The sequence below is a fragment of the Prochlorococcus marinus subsp. marinus str. CCMP1375 genome (assembly GCF_000007925.1).
GTDB lineage: Bacteria > Cyanobacteriota > Cyanobacteriia > PCC-6307 > Cyanobiaceae > Prochlorococcus_E > Prochlorococcus_E marinus.
The window spans coordinates 91,933-107,692 of sequence record NC_005042.1; the positions used below are offsets into that span (position 1 = coordinate 91,933).

At 35.3% G+C, this 15,760-nt stretch carries 14 protein-coding genes and 1 pseudogene; 8 read left to right on the top strand and 7 right to left on the bottom strand.

Translation table 11 applies throughout. The annotated features are described in order from the left end of the window. The first annotated feature begins 9 nt into the window (after positions 1-9). Positions 10-1,968, top strand: a complete 1,959-nt coding sequence (locus PRO_RS00420; protein WP_011124237.1) for an alpha/beta hydrolase family protein — start codon at positions 10-12, stop codon at positions 1,966-1,968. Here the strand turns inward: PRO_RS00420 and PRO_RS00425 are convergent. From PRO_RS00425 to sufB, 4 genes are read right to left on the bottom strand one after another with little or no spacing between them, the layout of a single operon-like run. Continuing rightward, positions 1,965-3,254: an aminotransferase class V-fold PLP-dependent enzyme gene (locus PRO_RS00425; protein WP_052039706.1), complete on the bottom strand. Its 1,290-nt coding sequence runs from the start codon at positions 3,252-3,254 to the stop codon at positions 1,965-1,967. The two genes, PRO_RS00420 and PRO_RS00425, sit on opposite strands and share 4 nt — an antisense overlap. Then, positions 3,227-4,444, bottom strand: a complete 1,218-nt coding sequence (sufD, locus tag PRO_RS00430) for a Fe-S cluster assembly protein SufD (RefSeq protein WP_011124239.1) — start codon at positions 4,442-4,444, stop codon at positions 3,227-3,229. Before sufD ends, PRO_RS00425 begins: the two co-directional genes overlap by 28 nt. 7 nt (positions 4,445-4,451) lie before the next feature. Continuing rightward, complete coding sequence (gene sufC, locus PRO_RS00435) at positions 4,452-5,243, bottom strand: Fe-S cluster assembly ATPase SufC (RefSeq protein ID WP_011124240.1); 792 nt, start codon at positions 5,241-5,243, stop codon at positions 4,452-4,454. Then, positions 5,240-6,682: a Fe-S cluster assembly protein SufB gene (sufB, locus tag PRO_RS00440; protein WP_011124241.1), complete on the bottom strand. Its 1,443-nt coding sequence runs from the start codon at positions 6,680-6,682 to the stop codon at positions 5,240-5,242. Before sufB ends, sufC begins: the two co-directional genes overlap by 4 nt. Positions 6,683-6,764: 82 nt before the next feature. On the opposite strand from sufB, the gene PRO_RS00445 reads away from it, so the two are divergent. From PRO_RS00445 to PRO_RS00460, 5 genes and pseudogenes are all read left to right on the top strand, one after another. Further along, positions 6,765-7,142, top strand: a complete 378-nt coding sequence (locus PRO_RS00445; protein ID WP_011124242.1) for a hypothetical protein — start codon at positions 6,765-6,767, stop codon at positions 7,140-7,142. 296 nt (positions 7,143-7,438) lie between these two features. Continuing rightward, entirely contained in the window at positions 7,439-8,536 is a 1,098-nt protein-coding gene (locus PRO_RS00450) for a DUF4912 domain-containing protein (RefSeq protein ID WP_011124243.1), read from the top strand. A gap of 21 nt (positions 8,537-8,557) precedes the next feature. Continuing rightward, positions 8,558-8,728, top strand: coding sequence for a membrane protein (locus PRO_RS09290; protein ID WP_011124244.1), 171 nt, complete (start codon positions 8,558-8,560; stop codon positions 8,726-8,728). Positions 8,729-8,785: 57 nt separating this feature from the next. Continuing rightward, positions 8,786-10,444: an alpha-D-glucose phosphate-specific phosphoglucomutase gene (locus tag PRO_RS00455; protein WP_011124245.1), complete on the top strand. Its 1,659-nt coding sequence runs from the start codon at positions 8,786-8,788 to the stop codon at positions 10,442-10,444. A gap of 33 nt (positions 10,445-10,477) precedes the next feature. Further along, positions 10,478-11,800 (top strand): annotated as a pseudogene (locus PRO_RS00460) (AAA family ATPase); the annotation flags it as partial. An 83-nt stretch (positions 11,801-11,883) separates the two neighbouring features. Here the strand turns inward: PRO_RS00460 and PRO_RS00465 are convergent. Further along, complete coding sequence (locus tag PRO_RS00465; protein ID WP_164923194.1) at positions 11,884-12,534, bottom strand: 4'-phosphopantetheinyl transferase family protein; 651 nt, start codon at positions 12,532-12,534, stop codon at positions 11,884-11,886. A gap of 4 nt (positions 12,535-12,538) precedes the next feature. Here PRO_RS00465 and bcp point away from each other — a divergent pair, with 4 nt between their 5' ends. Continuing rightward, positions 12,539-13,006, top strand: coding sequence for a thioredoxin-dependent thiol peroxidase (gene bcp, locus PRO_RS00470; protein ID WP_011124248.1), 468 nt, complete (start codon positions 12,539-12,541; stop codon positions 13,004-13,006). On the opposite strand, the gene PRO_RS00475 is transcribed toward bcp, so the two are convergent. Both PRO_RS00475 and PRO_RS00480 read right to left on the bottom strand, forming a co-directional pair. Then, a complete protein-coding gene (locus PRO_RS00475) occupies positions 12,954-13,694 on the bottom strand; it encodes a type III pantothenate kinase (protein WP_011124249.1) in 741 nt (246 codons plus the stop codon). The two genes, bcp and PRO_RS00475, sit on opposite strands and share 53 nt — an antisense overlap. A 2-nt stretch (positions 13,695-13,696) precedes the next feature. After that, positions 13,697-14,446 carry a phosphoadenylyl-sulfate reductase gene (locus PRO_RS00480; protein WP_225866393.1) on the bottom strand — a complete coding sequence of 250 codons (750 nt, stop codon included), beginning with the start codon at positions 14,444-14,446 and terminating at the stop codon, positions 13,697-13,699. Between the two features lie 61 nt (positions 14,447-14,507). Here PRO_RS00480 and PRO_RS00485 point away from each other — a divergent pair, with 61 nt between their 5' ends. After that, the gene (locus tag PRO_RS00485; RefSeq protein ID WP_011124251.1) at positions 14,508-15,692 is read left to right on the top strand and encodes an NAD(P)/FAD-dependent oxidoreductase; all 1,185 of its coding nucleotides are present in this window, start codon (positions 14,508-14,510) and stop codon (positions 15,690-15,692) included. The last annotated feature ends 68 nt before the right edge of the window (positions 15,693-15,760 follow it).

Below are 15,760 nucleotides of genomic sequence, written 5' to 3' on the forward strand. Positions count from 1 at the left end.
GGTTCCTCTGTGAAATTCAAAAATAGAGATTCTGAGCGCACTTCATTTTTAAATACTCCATTAGATGCAAAGACAGTTTGCGCTTCCTCTCCGAACATAAAAGAACCACGGTTAATCGATGATTGGGTTTTATGGCTAGAGCAAAGGCCAAATGAAGGAGGAAGGACAACAGCATTGGTGCGTCCATGGGGCAAAACTGATTGTTCCCCACAAGAATTAACTCATTTTAAATGGAATATAAAAAGTTCTATTCATGGATATGGTGGAGCGGCTTTAGCTGCTGTATGTTCTTGTGATCAAATTTTCTTAACTTGGGTAGATCATTCTGATGGTTGTCTTTGGTCACAATCGTGGCAAGGTCTGCAAACTTCTTTAGAAAAAAAGGAACCCCTATTAATTCAATTAACAGAACCGATTTGTTTGTCAAAGAAAGCAGATTTTTACTTGGGAGATGGCTTGATTGATTTAAAAAAAATGCGTTGGTTGGGAGTTATGGAGAAAGATGATAGAGACTATTTAGTTTCATTTTCTTTAAATGATGCATTGCAAGAACCTAAAGTTATTTATATAGCAAAAGATTTTCTTGGATATCTTAAGTTAAGCCCTAACAGCAATAAGTTGGCATGGGTTGAGTGGCAGAAACCTTCAATGCCTTGGGATCAAAGTGAACTGTGTCTGGCTTCAGTATCTGATGAAGGGGAATTATCATCTCATAAGATTTTTGTAAACCCTTTAATTAATTCCTCCAAGAAAGTATCAGTTTTCCAGCCAACTTGGTTAAACAATGATCAATTGGTATTCGCTGAGGATAGTAATGATTGGTGGAATTTAAAAAGAATAGATTTTAAAAATGATTTAATATCAAATTATAAGCATATATGTAATATACAGGCTGAATTTGCCATGCCGCAATGGATTGCTGGAATGTCTACAATTGCTATTTCTCAAGATCGAATACTAGCCTTAAGTTGTAAGAATACAACATGGAAATTGAATCTAATTAATCATAATCAAAAGACAATAAATATTGACCTACCTTTTGATAATTTATCTTATTTAGATGCTAATCAAGGTAGAGTAATTCTTATTGCAGGTAATTCGTTTAAAGAATCAAGTCTTTTAGAAGTTGATTTAGTTGAAAAGCCTTATACCTATAAATTAGAAGAAAAGAATTCTATATTAAATCAAGATGAAATAAGTGTTGCTGAGGATTTTTGGTTTAAAGGGTTTCATGGTCGTATAACCCATGCTTTATATTACGCACCAAATCCTAGGAGATTTAATGTAATACCTCTTTTAGTCAAGATACATAGTGGTCCAACTTCAATGGCTTCTAGAGGTTTGAACCTTTCGACTCAGTTTTGGACTTCTCGAGGATGGGCAGTAGTAGATGTTAATTATGGAGGTTCAACAGGATTTGGTAGAGACTATCGTGATCGCCTTCGAGAAGGATGGGGAACTGTCGATGTAGTTGATTGTTATTCAGCAGTAAAGGAACTTCTGAAATTAGGCAAGGCACATAATAACTATATTGCTATTGAAGGCTCTAGTGCTGGAGGATTTACTGCTTTAGCATCTTTATGCTATTCAAAGATTTTTAATGCTGCTGCTTGTAAGTATCCAGTGACTGATTTGATTGATATGTCTGAAACGACTCATCGTTTTGAGAGCAATTATTTAGATTATCTAGTAGGCCCTTTGTCTAAAAATAAAGAAAAATATTATGATAAATCACCCATTAATCATATCAAAAAAATAACTTCACCCGTTATATTTTTTCATGGGATGAAAGATAAGGTTGTTAAATTAGAGCAAGTAAACAAAATCTTTTTTGGACTTAAAAAGAATCAAATTCCTGTAGAACTATATACATTTAGAGATCAAGGCCATGGTTTTCGAGATGCACTTGTAAATATTGAGGTATTAGAGTTAACTGAAAGGTTTTTTAATGTACATTTAGGGCTTTAGGAATGTTCCTTAATAAAATTAATACTGGACATCAGTTCTTGAGTAAAAAAATCTATTTCTTTTTTTGTTGATGTAAAGCTAAGACTTGCACGCGCAGTTGAGCTTATTCCATAGTATTCATGAATTGGTTGGCAGCAATGATGGCCACTTCTGATACAAATATTTTTTGAATCTAATAATTCTGCTATATCATTAGAGTGTATATTTTCTATATAGAAGGTTGCTAAAGGTGCACGATTGGGCTGTTGTTCAGGAGTGGGACCTAAAATTCTAATTCCTTCTATAGTTTCTAGATTTTTAAACAAGTATTGTGTCAGTTCTTTCTCATATAAACCTATATTCTCTAAACCAATAGACTGAAGATAAGAAATTGCTGCTCCCATACCAATAGCTTCTCCTATTGCAGGAGTTCCAGCTTCAAATTTGTGTGGTAAATCGGACCAGTTACTTTTTTGAAGAGAAACATCTTGTATCATTTCACCTCCAGCTAAGAAAGGAGGCATTATTTCTAATATTTCTTCTTTAGCCCATAAAAAGCCACAACCTGTTGGTCCACATAATTTATGAGATGAACCAGCTAGAAAATCTATATCTAATGCTTCAACATTTATTTTTTTGTGGGCAAGGCTTTGGCAAGCATCTATGAGTATTAAAGCTCCAGCACTATGAGCAATTTCTGAGATTTTTTTAATAGGGTTGCAGGTTCCTAATGTATTACTGACATGAAGAAGGCATACTAATTTAGTTTTTTCATTTACTTTATTCTTTAGATCATTGAGATCTAATTCTCCTGTTTTTGTTATACCAATATAACGCAGCTTACAACCTTTTCTTTTTGCTAGTAGTTGCCATGGAACAAGATTACTATGATGTTCCATTAAAGTAATCAATATCTCGTCTCCTTCTTTTAATTGAGAATCTCCCCATGAATATGCGACTAAATTAATTGCTTCAGTTGCATTGCGAGTAAAAACAATTTCTCTATTTGACTTTGCTTGAACAAATTGTGATGTTATTTCTCTGGCATCTTCAAATGCCTGAGTTGCTTTGGCACTTAACTGATGAGCACCTCTGTGAACATTTGCATTTTCATATTTGTAATAATGAACCATTCTCTCAATCACAAATTTTGGCTTTTGACTAGTTGCTGCATGATCTAAATAAATTAAATCATTATTTTCTTGAGAGCCTAAAGAAAAGAGTTCAAAATCCTTTCTTGTTATTTCAGCTAGATTCTTTTTACTTTTCATGTAATTCTTTATAGATATTTTGAGAGAGAGGACCATTTAGTTATTTCTAATGGCATGCCATTCAAAATTTCATTGCAAAATCCATTGATTATTAGAGAGTTCGCGAGATTCTGATCAATTCCCCTACTTTGTAAATAGAAAAGTTCTTCTTTTTCTAATTGACTAATTGTTGCACCATGATTACATTGAACATCATCAGCAATAATATTTAGTTTCGGACTAGTATCTATTTTTGCGTTAGAAGACAAAAGCAGATTCTTACTTATTTGACTTGCTTTAGTTTGTTGCGCTACTTGAGGCACATCAATTAATCCATTAAATATAGAATGAGACTCATTGGCTGCAATTGCTTTATGGATTTGTTCGAGGGACCCATTAGGACCACCAAATTTAACTATAGAATGAGTTTCAATATTTTCACTGTTAGATGTTATTTGCAGTCCTTTTATATTTGTACTAGCGTTTCCATCTAATTGAAATATATGTTGCTCTATTCTGCTGAAATACCAGTCTTCCAACATTGAGCAAAAAGAATATACACTTTCTTTTTCTTGTATGATAGATATATGGCTCAATAGCTTTGAATATTGTTTACCTATCGCGATACAGCCATGATTGACTATTGCTTGATTTTCAATATAAATTTCAATTAAGTTACTATGAGCACAGAAATCTTCGCTATTTAAGATTTCTAGTATGTCTAATTTAGCACCCTTTTCTACGATTAGCATAACCCTATAGGGACTTAATCCATTTTTACTTTTTGGCAAAATAATTTCTAATGAAGCATTACTATCTTTTTTTATTTTTAGTGCAATTAATTGACTATTTATTGCTTCATTGAATTTTTTTAGGAATATATCATCTCTATTTTGCTTAAAGGAAAACTTAGAAAAATATTTCTTTAATTCATTTTCACTAATTTGTTCAATATAATTTGGTAGACTTTGACATTCAATCGGAGAATCTGTATCTAAACTAATTTGTGTTGATTTTTTGTTAGCTTTATTATTAACTTCAACAGAAATCTTGTTTTTTTTCTGATTAACTGGAAGTGTAAAAAATTCATTCATACGTGTTAGGTCTGTAAGACGCCATTTCTCATTAGATTTCTTTGGAATTCCATATTCTTGAAGAAATTTTCTACCTTCTTTTTGATTGTTTGCTAATACTCCTTTAGTGTGAGGGAGTGAGTTTATCCATTCACAGTAAATCTTAGGATCCATTAATTTATTAAGTTTCCACCTGCTCTAGTCCTTCATAGCCAGACTTTTCTAAGGCTATTGCGAGTTCTTTGGTACCTGTTTTAATAATTTTTCCGTCTTTCATTACATGAACATAATCAGGTTTGATTTCGTTTAATAGGCGCTGATAATGTGTAATTAGTATTGTTGCTTTATTCTTTGAATGAATTTTATTTATTCCATTTGAAATAATTCTTAGAGCATCTATATCTAAACCAGAATCTGTTTCATCTAAAATAGAAACTATAGGCTTAAGCAAAGCCATTTGTAGTATTTCATTTCTTTTCTTTTCTCCCCCTGAAAAGCCTTGATTTACGCCTCTTTCTAGAAAATCCTTATTCATTTGCACTATTCCTAGAGTATTATTTACGATTTCATCAAATTCAAATGTATCTAGCTCGCTTTCTTTTAACTCTTTACGCCTTGCATTGACTGCTGCTCGTAAAAAGTCAATATTTTTTACACCAGCAACTTCTACAGGATATTGAAAACCTAGGAATAACCCTTTGTTAGATCTTTCTTCTGGTTCTAAGCTGGTTATACTTTCACTTTCTAATAATATTTCTCCCTCAGATATTTCATAAGATGAATGCCCAGCAATTATTTTGGCTAGTGTACTTTTCCCACTACCATTCCTTCCCATGATCGCATGTATTTCACCTTCATATATTGTTAAGTTAACACCTTTAAGGATACTATTACCATCAATTCCTGCATGTAGATTTTTAACTTCTAGAAGTATTCTTTTTGGCTCCATTCTTTTATCTAATTGCTTAGTCATCCTATAGTTCCTTCCAGTTTAAGCCCCAATAGACTATCAGCTTCTGATGCAAATTCCATTGGTAATTTATTGAATACATCCTGACAAAATCCACTTACCATCATTGACACAGCCTCCTCAGAATTAATACCTCGACTTTTCAGGTAGAATAATTGATCTTCAGATATTTTAGAAGTACTTGCTTCATGCTCAATACTAGAATTCATTTGTTTTGAATGTATATAGGGATATGTATTAGCAGAAGCTTGATCTCCAATTAATAATGAATCACATTGGCTATAATTTTTGGCGCCAAATGCTTTGCTTCCCATATGAACTAATCCTCTATAACTATTTTTTGATTTTCCAGCACTTATACCTTTGCTGATAATAGTTGATTTTGTGTTTTTTCCAATATGAATCATTTTTGTCCCTGTATCTGCTATTTGCTTATTATTAGTTAGTGCTACAGAGTAAAATTCACCAACTGCACCATCTCCTTCTAGAATACAACTTGGATATTTCCATGTTATAGAAGAGCCAGTTTCAACTTGAGACCAACTAATCTTGCTTCTTTTCCCTTTGCATCTTCCTCGTTTGGTGACAAAATTATAAATACCTCCAATCCCATTTTTATCTCCTGCATACCAATTCTGAACGGTTGAATATTTGATTGATGCGTCATCTAAAGCAATTAATTCTACAACAGCTGCATGAAGAGTGTTGGTATCAAACATTGGCGCTGTGCATCCCTCCAAGTAACTTACTGATGATTTTTCTTCGGCGATAATTAATGTTCTTTCAAATTGCCCAGTATCTCCAGAATTGATTCTAAAATATGAGGATAGCTCCATAGGACAATTAACACCTTTGGGTATATATACAAAGGATCCATCACTAAATATAGCTGAATTTAAGGCTGCGAAAAAATTATCGCTCATTGGAACTATTGTGCCTAAATATTTATCTACAAGTTCAGGGTATTTTTGAATTGCTTCACTAATTGAACAAAAAATAACTCCATCTTCCGCTAATTTCTCTTTAAAAGTAGTTGCAATTGAGACACTATCAAATACAGCATCTACAGCTACATTAGTAAGTCTTTTTTGCTCATTAAGGGGAATTCCAAGTTTATCAAAAGTAGCTAATATTTCTGGATCAACATCATCAAGACTAGTTTTCTTTTCTATATCTTTTGGTGCAGAATAATAAACTAAATCTTGATAATTAATGGGGGGATAGTTTAAATCTGCCCATTTTGGTTCTTCCATCTTTTCCCACTTCCTAAAAGCTTTCAAACGAAATTCCAACAGAAAGTCTGGCTCACTTTTTTTTTCTGAAATCAAACGAATAATACTTTCGTTAATTCCCTTGGGAATTTTTTCAGACTCCACATCTGTGAGAAAACCATACTCATATGATTTCTCGAGAACTTGCGATACCGTTTTGTTTTTAGTCATGGCTCTTGAAAGCACTACCCACTTGGGGTAAAAATGACATGGTTAGCATAGGTTACATCCTATACAACCCTTAAATTATTTTATGTATGAACAGTCAGACGAACACAACAAGAATACTTACCTGACTTTAGAAGATTTACGACGTATTGAAGAAACGGATTTATCTAGCTTGGATAAGCATTACGTTCGATTGTTAGCCCATTGCTTGGCTTCTTTTAAGTCAATGGTTAAAGATCAAGCCATTGGTGAGATTCCAGATGTGAAGACTCGCTCGCAATGGTTATTAACTCAATATTCTCCAGAAACAGATGAAGCTTTTCTCTATACCTTGTTGGAACAATTGGGATCAGCAGCTATTCAATTGGAACATTTGGCCATTTATTATCAACTATCTCCATTGGAATTGACTCTTGAGCATTTAATTAGTTCTATTCAAGGACGGTTGGGAAATGATCAATAACTTTCTTTAGTCAATGCATGAGAAATTGGAAAATTTATTGATCCCAAAGAAATGCTGTTTAAAATTCCGGACTAAGATAGCTCTCAATAAACTTAGATCACTCCTCAAAACGAACTATTTTTTTAAATAACCTTTTTAATAAGTACCCTTTTATACCAAGCTTTTTGGACATGACTTCGGCTTTTGAATCCTTTCGTTGCAGTCAGTAGATCCTGACTACAGCCCCGAAAAAGTTCCAATCATACGACAATCAGAAGATACTATTGATCCCGAACAAAAACGGAGGTTCTAAAAGCGTGGCCCAGGATAAAGAATCATTGTCACGTTTAACACTTCGTCAGTTGCGCATACAAGCAAGTGAATTAAGAATTCCGCTTTATAGCCGTAAATCCAAAGCTTCTTTAATCAAAGAAATCTCTTTATTTAAAGAAAGGGAGCAAACTGATAGGAAATTAATATCATTTTCTGGATTAAATCCTTTAAAAAGAAAGAAAGATAGCTTTGACTCTGCTTCAACTGAACAAACAAGAGTTGTTTTTCTTCCCAGGGATCCTGACTGGGCCTACGTTTTTTGGACTATTTCTGAAGCAGATCGTCAACGTGCTCAATCTCAAGGAGCAAGCAGACTTTGTTTACGTTTGTCAGATGTTACGGGCATACAAAATGGAGGACAATATGCAGGAACTTTAAGAGAGGTCATTGTTGATAGCCATAGTACTGAGTGGTATTTACCTATTCCCGTTGGAGATCGTGATTATAAAGTAGAACTTGGTTATCGCTTTGGGGCTCAATGGATTTCCTTGTCATTCTCTTCAGTTGCAAGAGTTCCTTCTTTGCGTCCAAGTGAGCAGGTATTGGATCAGTTTGTTCCTTTTAGCTTGGATGCACCGTCAAGTAATGATGTTGTTGAGGAAGAAAAGAATTTATTGACTGACCAACGGGAGAGTGATTTGCATGAACGCTTATATCAAACAGCCACCACACATTTCCGTAAGTCACGAATTGGCTCCGAAGAATTTCAAGAAAGAACAGGCCATGATGAAGTGATTAATGAATCAGGTTCTGGTTTATGGGCCAGTGGTAGAAATGAATCTGGTTTGGGTGGTATTGAACAGCGCGAGCGTTCTTTTTGGCTAATTGCCGATGCTGAATTAATTGTTTATGGCTCTACTGACCCTTCAGCAAAACTATCTATAGGTGGTGAGGAGGTTCCTTTGGCGTCTGATGGAACATTTAGATTACAGGTTCCTTTTAGAGATGGAGTGCAGAATTACTTAATAGAAGCAACAGATGTTATGGGTGAACAGAAACGTAATATAAACATGAAATTTGAACGTGTTACTCCTCAAGACAATACAAACCCAATAGATAAAGCAAAATCTGAATGGTTTTAATATATTTACCAACTGACTAAAATGGCGCGTTGGTTAGTAGCAATTACCCCGATTGCAGGTGCAATACTTTTTCCTTTAATAGTGCCAATTACTATTAGTAGACTTGGCATAAGTTATGGCGTTGTTGTTGCATTGGTTCTAAGTAGCTTATGGTTTGTTGCAATGTTACGTACCTCAGAGATGCCTCACTGAAATCGGATTTAGTGAAAGCTCTTCTGATGGTTTATTTCTTCAGATGTTTTTTGTCAAATGTCTCTTAAAAATCTTTCAGCAGATAGCCAATTTAAGGTCGTATTGGAGGCACCTTTTACTGATCAAAAGCCTGGGACTTCTGGCCTTCGTAAAAGTACAAAACACTTTCAGCAACCTCATTATTTAGAGTCTTTTGTGGAGGCAATATTTCAAACTTTGCATGGTTTAGAAGATGGAGTTTTAGTACTGGGTGGAGATGGTCGTTTTGGAAATAGAAATGGAATTGATGTCATCATTCGTATGGCTGCTGCCCATGGAGTCCGAAAAGTAATTACTACAGTGGATGGAATTCTTTCTACGCCTGCTGCATCTCATTTAATTAGGACTAAGAAAGCTGTTGGAGGAATTATCCTTTCTGCAAGTCATAACTCTGGAGGTCCTGATGGTGATTTTGGGGTCAAAGTTAATGGCCCAAATGGTGGTCCAGCCTCTGAATCCCTAACAGATGCTATTTATGCCAAAACACAAATACTTGATAGTTATCAAATAATCAACCATGACTCTATATCTTTAGAATTACCAGCTAAATATGAAGTGGGGGGAATGATTGTAGAGGTTATTGATGGCATAGAAGATTACATAGCTTTAATGCAGAAGATTTTTGATTTTGACAGAATCAAATCTTTTCTCAAAGATGATTTCTTGATTGCATTTGATGCTCTTAATGCAGTTACAGGACCATATGCAAAAAGATTGCTAGAAGATTTTTTTGGTGCTCCTACCGGGACAGTCAGAAATGGCATACCTTTGGAAGATTTTGGCGGTTGTCACCCTGACCCTAATTTGACTTATGCCAAGGACTTGGCTGATTTGTTGCTTAATGGGTCGGAATATTCTTTTGGAGCTGCTTGTGACGGCGACGGCGATCGCAATATGATTTTGGGCCGTAATTGTTTTGTTAATCCAAGCGATAGTCTTGCGGTATTGACCGCAAATGCCAATTGTGTTCCCGCTTATTCCGGGGGATTATTAGGCGTTGCACGTTCAATGCCAACTAGTTCAGCAGTTGATGTTGTAGCTAAAGATTTGGATATAAGTTGTTTTGAGACACCTACAGGTTGGAAATTCTTTGGGAATCTTTTGGATTCAGGTCAAATTACTCTTTGTGGCGAGGAAAGCTTTGGTACTGGCAGTAATCATGTTAGAGAAAAAGATGGATTATGGGCAGTTCTTTTTTGGTTGCAGATTCTTGCACATAAGAAGTGTTCTGTAGAGGAGTTAATGCATAAACATTGGGATCATTTTGGCCGACATTATTATTCTCGACATGACTATGAGTCTATTGCAAGTGATATAGCACAGAATTTATATGAGACAGTTGAATTAAGGTTGCCTTCATTAATTGGTAATTCTTTTGCAGGAAGACAAGTTACCACTGCTGATAACTTTACATATACAGATCCTGTTGATCATTCAATTACGGCTCGTCAAGGGTTGAGAATTCTTTTGGATGATGGTAGCAGAGTAATTCTACGCTTATCGGGGACAGGTACAAAGGGTGCAACTTTAAGAGTCTATTTAGAAAGTTATGTCTCTTCTCAGGGAGACTTAACTCAAAATCCACAAAACGCGCTTTCTCAACTAATTACTTCTATAGATTCTTTTGCGGAAATTAGCAACAGAACGGGTATGAGTAGACCTACTGTAATTACCTGAATCTTTTGATGAAAAACTGTTTCCCTAATTATTTTGAGTAAGGATCTATTCACTTTTAATAGTGATGAGCAAATTCAGAGGAATGCACCTCTTGCTGATAGATTGCGCCCTACAAAAATTGATGAATTTGTTGGCCAAGATGCAATTCTTGCTGAAGGTAGACTATTAAGAAGAGCGATAGAGGCAGATCGAGTTGGGAATCTTATTTTTCATGGCCCACCTGGAGTTGGTAAGACTACTTTGGCAAAGATTATTGCTGCAAACACTCGTTCATATTTTAGTGTTCTTAATGCCGTATTAGTTGGTGTCAAAGAGATTCGAAAGGAAGTTGAAGATGCACGTGAAAGGTTGGGCCGATATGGGCTAAAAACCATTCTTTTTCTTGATGAGGTGCATCGTTTTAATAGTGCTCAGCAAGATGCATTATTGCCATGGGTTGAAAACGGTACTTTTATTCTTATAGGAGCTACAACAGAGAACCCTTACTTCGAAGTCAATAAAGCATTAGTAAGTCGATCTAGAATCTTTCGCCTAACTCCAATAGAGCCGCATCATTTACATAAACTACTAGTTAGAGCTTTATCAGATTCTGAGAAAGGTTTTGGTAAAAAACAGGTCAAGCTAAGTAGCGATGCAGCTAATCATTTGGTAGATGTGGCGAATGGAGACGCTCGATCTTTACTTAATGCTCTTGAATTAGCTGTTGAAACTACTGCTATTGATGCAAAAGGCGTCATTAATATTGATCTGCAAATAGCTGAGGAATCTATTCAACAGAGAGCTGTTCTCTATGACAAAGAAGGGGATGCACATTTTGATACCATTAGTGCTTTTATCAAATCGATGCGAGGATCAGATCCGGATGCATCTTTATTTTGGATGGCCCGTATGCTGGAAGCAGGAGAAAATCCGAGATATATCTTTCGACGTATGCTTATTGCTGCATCAGAAGATATTGGTTTGGCTGATCCACAGGCAATTGTTGTTATTGAATCTTGTGCTTCAGCTTTTGATCGTGTTGGTTTACCAGAAGGCATTTATTTCCTTTCGGAGGCTGCACTTTATTTAGCATGTGCTGAAAAAAGTAATAGTATTTTGGGAATACTTTCAGCTCAGCGCGCTGTTAGGACTACTCAAAAACAAGATGTTCCTAGACATCTTCGTGATTCTCATCGAGATGGTGTTCATTCTGGAGATGGCGATGGTTATTTATATCCACACAACTTTGCGGATAACTGGGTGTCTCAAAATTACTTACCCCATGAACTTACGAAAGAAAAATTTTGGGAGCCAACTTCTAATGGTTGGGAGGGGAAGAGAAAAGAAATATTACGTGAATGGAAAACTAAACAAATAGATGATCAAATTGAATAATTTTATAATTAAAGAATTTTTTGTAAACTAAATATTAAAAGCTAGTATCTGAAATTACGATTGCTTTAATTAGCACAAATCATTAAATCACCTTTTCCCTGATTGTCATTAGATGCAATAGCAATTATCCATGATCTATAAATTGTTGTTTGAATTTTTACTTCATGATTTAGTGTTTGATGAATAGCAACATTTGATTTGTTCTTAATATGCCAATTTTTTAAATCTTTGGATAAAGTTCCTCTTTGCCATTTAATAGCAGCTTCCTTAATTACCCACTGCTCTAAAACTTTTTTTCGAAAGTCCTCATTATTTAAGCTTTTTAAATTATTTTGGTCATATTTATGAAAAAAACGTTCAGATATTCCTTCTGCTGATAAGGCTCTATCGCTTCTTTCTATATCCACTCCTAATTTAGTTGGGGACCATCCAATTAATAGAGCATCATTACAATGACTAAAACTTACATGTCCAAGATTATTCCCTAATAAAGGTGCTTTGCCAATAGAGGCTTTTAATGGTATCTCTAGTGGATTAAGCTTAAAAAATTGAGATAATGCAAAGCGAACATAACTTCTAGCATGTTTATATTCTTTAGCTCTCCTTGGATGAAGAGAATTAGCTATTTTCTCTTCGCTAATAGAAATTTCTTTTAATGGTGAATCCATTGGAAATATCCAAAGAGGCAGTACTCTTGGTTTCTGAATGTCAGTCAATCGCATGTCTCTTCAAATTGGCGAAAAAGCACCAGATTTCACTCTTCCAGATCAAGATGGGAAATTAATAAAACTTTCATCTTTTAAGGGCGAGAGAGTTGTGATCTATTTTTATCCCAAAGATGACACTCCTGGATGCACAAAGGAAGCTTGTAATTTTCGTGATCGCTGGGACATTTTGCAAAATCATAAAATAAACGTAATTGGAATTAGTAAAGATCCAGCGAACAAGCATTCAAAGTTTATTAATAAATATCAGTTGCCTTTTATTCTTCTTACTGATTTAGAGCCTTGTCCAGTAGCTACTTCTTATGAAAGTTATGGATTGAAAAAGTTTATGGGCAAGGAGTATATGGGAATGAAGAGACAAACTTTTGTAATTGACTCTGAAGGAAAATTGGAAGTCATTTATTTGAAAGTCAAGGCTGCCAGTATGGCTGATCAGATTGTTCAGGATTTGGCTTTGGAATAGAAGGTAGATCAATGTCGATCATTCCTTCTAAAACCAGATTAGGTCGATGATATACATCAATTTGTCTATTTATTAAATGGTTAAATAAGATTTCTGAATCACCTCCACATATCCAAAGAGGCAGATTACTGTCTTTTTGTGCTTCGATTATGCTTCCTAGTAAAGCTTGAAAACTACCTTTTAGCATCGCTGCTTCTGTAGAAATAGGAAATTGATTGGCTGGTAAATTGTCGGTGCATACCGGCTTAAGTTTTTGAGCACCTTTTGCCATGGATGATCTTTGTAACTTAAGCCCAGCAATTAATTGCCCTCCTGCAAATTCTCCATTGGCTGTAATTCTTGTAAGACTTAACACTGTGCCTGCATCTGCTAAAAGGATTCCTTTGCTATGGAGGTTTTGAGATTTTGCTTGTTTAAAAGCGGCCCAACCTCCTAAAGCTCGATCAATACCTATCCAATCTGTCAGTTTCAATAGAGGAACATCTTTAATTCCAATGCATCTTTTAGTTTCCAAGTTAATAGATGAGGGTATAGGGCCTACTGCCGCCCATTTCCACAAATGATTTTTGAGCTTTTTTAGTTGTTTTGGATTGGGATCGGTATGAGAAAAAGACCATTGTTCCTGTTTTTGAATTGCCCAATGCCAGCGACTGTTACCTATCAAAAGACAATATTTTTGGTGTTTCACTTTTACTTGTGTTCTTTATTACTGTCCTCAATATGAATTCCACATTCTTGTTGTAAGCCTCCAAATCGTGTTTTTCTTCCAGCTGCATCAGTAGTATCTGGGGAACTTGAATGCCAATCACCTATTGTTGAATACCCTTTTTCAAAAAGAGGGTGTTGAGGTAAATCATTGGTTTGCATGTAATAAAAAATGTCTTTTTGCGACCATTCCAATATTGGTCTAAGAGATAGACGGTTTCTAATACGATCTAATATGCTCATTGAGCTCCTATTGTCAGTTTGACTGCTTCTGACGCCACTTGCCCAGCAATAGATATCTAAATCTTCTAAAGCTTTTTCTAAAGGTTCGACTTTTCGAATGCGGTGATATTTTCCCATATCTTTTAGAGAGTTAGTATTCCAAAGTTCACCGTATAAGGCTTCCATTCTTGCTGGAGTTATTATGCTTTGTGCAACAGTGACATCTAGCTTAAGTCTGTCTGTAAGTGCAGCTGCATATTGATAAGTCTCTTTTGGTAAATACCCTGTATCAACCCATATTACTTTTATAGTATTGCCACTATTGAGCTGGTAAAGCATGTGAAGTAAAACCGATGATTGAATCCCGAAACTTGTCGTAATAGCAAGATGAGGACCAAATTGTTCATAAGCCCATGTCAAGCGTTTTTGTGGAGATAGTGGTTCAAGATGCTTACGAGCTTCTTTTAAGGGAATCTTTAAGAATGGAATTTTTTCCAATTTTCTAGAAGTCATGTGTTTATCATCCATTATTGCTTCTCATTAGGTTCCTTTAATCATCTCAGGCATAGTTCAGATGAAGTCTAATTTTTCCAAAAATGGCGCTGTTGTTGTAGTAGGAGGCGGCTTTGGAGGCCTCACGGCTGCACTTTCTTTAAGTAGATGTAAACAAAGGCCTCCTATTATTTTGATAGAACCCAGTTCTAGATTTAATTTTTTACCATTATTTTATGAATTGTTAAGCGGTGAACTTGAAGTATGGGAGGTTGCTCCTTTCTATAAAACTTTGCTTGCATCTAAGGGCATTGTCTTGATAGATCAATTTGTAGACAATATTGATTTAGATAAAGAGGTTGTATCTACATCAGCTGGACAAGTTATTAAGTATGGGCAGTTGGTTATTGCAACTGGTTCAAAGCTAAATAGTTTTGGGATTTCAGGTGTGAATGAACATTGTCTTAAGTTTAATAAATATCAGGATGTATTAACCCTTAAAAGAGTAATTAGGAGGCTGAATCATTCCAATGAAAATAGACAAAACTTAGTTATTGTTGGAGCAGGAGCAACTGGAGTAGAACTTGCTTGCAAAGTTGCGGATCTTGTAGATGCGCGAACGGAAATTCATTTAATTGAAGTTGGAGAGAATATTTTGCCTAAAGGGAGATCTTTTAATCAAGAACAAATTCAAGAAGCAATACGAAAAAGATCTATTAATTTGCATTTAAATACTAATGTTTTAAAGGTTTTAGAAAATAATGTGGAAATTCAGAGTTTGAGCAAACAACATTCTCAGCCGTTCAGTTTGAATCATTCTGGAATAATATGGACTGCCGGAGTAAAATCAGCTATCCCTTCTGGTTTGCCTGAAACTTTGATTAGGAATGGAAGAGTTGCGATTGATTCGAAACTACAAATCATTGGACGTAATAATGTTTTTTCTATTGGAGATATGGCTATAGATCAAGAAAACCCTTGCTTAGGAACTGCTCAAGTTGCAATGCAACAAGGAGAACATCTAGCAAAGAATGTAATTGCGGCTCGTCAAGGTAAAGACTTGACTCCCTTTGAGTTTGTTGATCGTGGTGAAATGCTTAGCATGGGAATTGGAGAGGCAACTATTACAGGTATGGGTTTGACCATTTCAGGTTCAATTGCTTTTAAAATGAGGCGAATGGCTTATTTATCAAAGTTCCCTAATTTATTTTTGAGTATTCGCTCTGCAGGCTCTTGGTTACTTAGTGATGGTAAGAAATTCATTTAATTGGGAGAATATATATCAAGAGGGAATACTTGTTTTGTCATGTGCCATGCTTTCGGATGATTTTACTT